Raw genomic sequence first — 2609 nt, 5'->3', positions numbered from 1 at the left:
GGCGGGTGTCAGTCCCGCGGCGGTTCGTCGAAGCCGTTCTCGAGGATGTCGAAGGCCCGGTCGACGGCCTCGGAGATCGAGCCGAACGCGCCCGGGTAGTGGCGCAGGGCGTCGGTGGCGGCCTGGAAGCCGCAGGTCGCGGCGCCGGCGATGACATGCGGGCGCAGGTCGGTGGCGGGGTCGAGGCCGATCCGCCGGCCGACGACCTCGGTCAGCAGCGCCTGCTTCTTCTGCGCGTGCTCCAGGCTGCCCGCCATGAGGGACGGGCTCTTGCTCATCATGTCGAACATGCAGGTGAACCGCTCGGGGTCGAAGCCGAGCTCGCCGCGCTCGCAGGCGCGGGCGATCCCCACCACGGTGCGGCGCAGCGCCGTCATGATCGGCTCGTCGGCGGGACGGGCCTCCAGCGCCGCCATGACGGCGTGGGTCTGCTCCTCCTGGAAGGTGAGCGCGACGTCCTCTTTCGAGGCGAAGTAGCGGAAGAACGTGCGGGACGAGACGTCCACGGCGTCGGCGATCTCCTCGACGGTCGTCGCGTCGAAGCCCTTCTCGGCGAACAGGGAGAACGCGGCGTCGACGAGCGCCTCGCGGGTGCGCCGCTTCTTGCGCTCGCGCCGGCCCGGGGGCTGGGGTCCGGGACCGGCGGTGCCGGTCTCGGGGGCGGTCGCGGTCATGTGCGAAGTGTAGCCAGCCGGTGATCCCGAGCCAAGCGTCTCGGGGTGACCAATGTCGTGAGATGAATCATGTCGTGCCCAGACTAGAGGCATTTGACGACAAGTGTCATGTCATGACAGTTTGAGGCGCATCACTTCAGAGCTCGCCTAGCTGCCATTTGGAAGGTCGCAGATGTCTCAGTCCAAGGGCGCCGAGACGCTCGAACCGGGCGCCGTCCACGCACCGCCGCGCGACCGTGCGCGCGGACGTCCCGCCAGAGCCGGCCACGGCCATCCCTGGCTCACGCTCGTCGCCGTCGCGCTCGGCGTGATGATGGTCGGGCTGGACGCGACCGTCGTGGCCATCGCCAACCCGGCGATCGCCAAGGACCTCGGCGCCAGCCTGTCCGGCCTGCAGTGGGTCACCAACGCCTACCTGCTGGCGCTCGCCGTCACGCTGATCCCGGCCGGGAAGATCGCCGACCGGTTCGGACGCAAGCGGACGTTCCTCGCCGGCGTGATCGGCTTCGCCATCTCCTCGGTGCTGATCGGCCTGTCCGGCGGCCTCGGGATGGTCATCTTCTGGCGCGTGGTGCAGGGCTTCGCGGGGGCGCTGCTGCAACCGGCCAGTCTCGCCATCCTGCGCAACACGTTCCCGGCCGACCGGCTCAACGCCGCCATCGGCATCTGGGGCTCCACGGTCGGCATCTCCATCGCGGGCGGCCCGATCGTCGCCGGGCTGCTGGTGGAGAACGTCAACTGGGAGTCGGTGTTCTTCCTGAACGCTCCGCTCGGCCTGGTCGCGCTCCTCGTCGGCCTCTGGGTGATCCGCGAGTCGCGGGACGAGGAGGCCGTCGGCTCGTTCGACCTGCCCGGCGTCGCGCTGCTCACCGGCGCGCTGTTCGGGCTGGTCTGGGGCCTGATCAAGGCCGGTGAGGACGGCTTCGGGGACGCGGTCCCGCTGGTGTCGTTCGCCGTGTCGGTCGTGCTGTTCGCCGCGTTCGTCTGGAACGAGCTGCGGGTCGAGCGCCCGCTGCTGCCGCTCGGGCTGTTCCGCTCGGTGTCGCTGTCGGCGGCGACCGGGCTCATCGTCCTCGGCTTCTTCGGGATGTTCGGGACGGTCTTCTTCATCACCCTCTACCTGCAGCAGGTGCACGGCATGAGCCCGGTGGACGCCGGCGTCCGGATGCTGCCGATGACCGGCGTGTTCATCGTCGCCTCCCCGCTGGCGGGCGCGCTGACCAGCCGGTTCGGCCCGAGACTGCCGCTCGTGCTCGGCATGGCGTTCACGGCGGCCGCGATGTTCGGGCTGTCCCGGATCGGGGTGGACGCCCCCTACGTCGAGCTGTGGCCGTGGTTCGTGCTCGTCGGGCTCGCGTTCGGGATGGTGATCGTCGCCGGGACGGAGGCCATCGTCGGCAACGCCCCCGCCCACCTCGCGGGCGTCGCGGGCGGGCTCCAGCAGACCGCCGCGCAGCTCGGCGGCGTCCTCGGCACGTCCGTGCTGGGCGTGCTGCTGTCCACCAAGGTGGGCGACGTGCTGTTCGGACGCCTGACGGGCGCGGGCGTGCCCGGCCCGGCGGCGGAGCAGCTCGCGGGCCAGGGCGGCATCGTGTCGCAGGGCGTCGCGCCCGTCCCGCCGGGGACCTCCGGTCCGGCCGCCGAGGCCATCACCAAGGGCAGCCACCTCGCGTTCATGGACGGCTTCCAGAACGCGCTGACCGTCGCCGGCGCGGTCGCGGTCGTCGCCATCCTCGCGGCGCTGCTCGTCCGGCGCGGCAACACCCAGGTGGAAGGCGCCGCCGCGGTGTGACGATCCGCCGCGGTAGAAGGGCGCGTCAGCCCTGGCCCGTGCCCGGGGACGGGGCCGGGTTGGTCGTGGGGCTGGGGCTGGGCGTGCCCGGGTCGTCCGCCGGCGGATCTGTGGGCGGGTCCGTCGGCGGGTCGGTCGGGGGA

General features: G+C 71.9%; 2 protein-coding genes. One reads left to right on the top strand and one right to left on the bottom strand.

The annotated features are described in order from the left end of the window. Positions 1 to 8: 8 nt before the first annotated feature. Positions 9 to 674 (bottom strand): TetR family transcriptional regulator, encoded by a 666-nt coding sequence (locus ETD83_RS41115; RefSeq protein ID WP_138650651.1) that lies wholly within the window; start codon positions 672 to 674, stop codon positions 9 to 11. A 172-nt stretch (positions 675 to 846) separates the two neighbouring features. On the opposite strand from ETD83_RS41115, the gene ETD83_RS41110 reads away from it, so the two are divergent. Next, positions 847 to 2466 carry an MFS transporter gene (locus ETD83_RS41110; RefSeq protein ID WP_138650650.1) on the top strand — a complete coding sequence of 540 codons (1620 nt, stop codon included), beginning with the start codon at positions 847 to 849 and terminating at the stop codon, positions 2464 to 2466. The last annotated feature ends 143 nt before the right edge of the window (positions 2467 to 2609 follow it).

This window comes from Actinomadura soli, assembly GCF_005889715.1.
Classification (GTDB): Bacteria; Actinomycetota; Actinomycetes; order Streptosporangiales; family Streptosporangiaceae; genus Spirillospora; species Spirillospora soli.
This window is presented reverse-complemented; position numbering and strand designations above follow the sequence as displayed.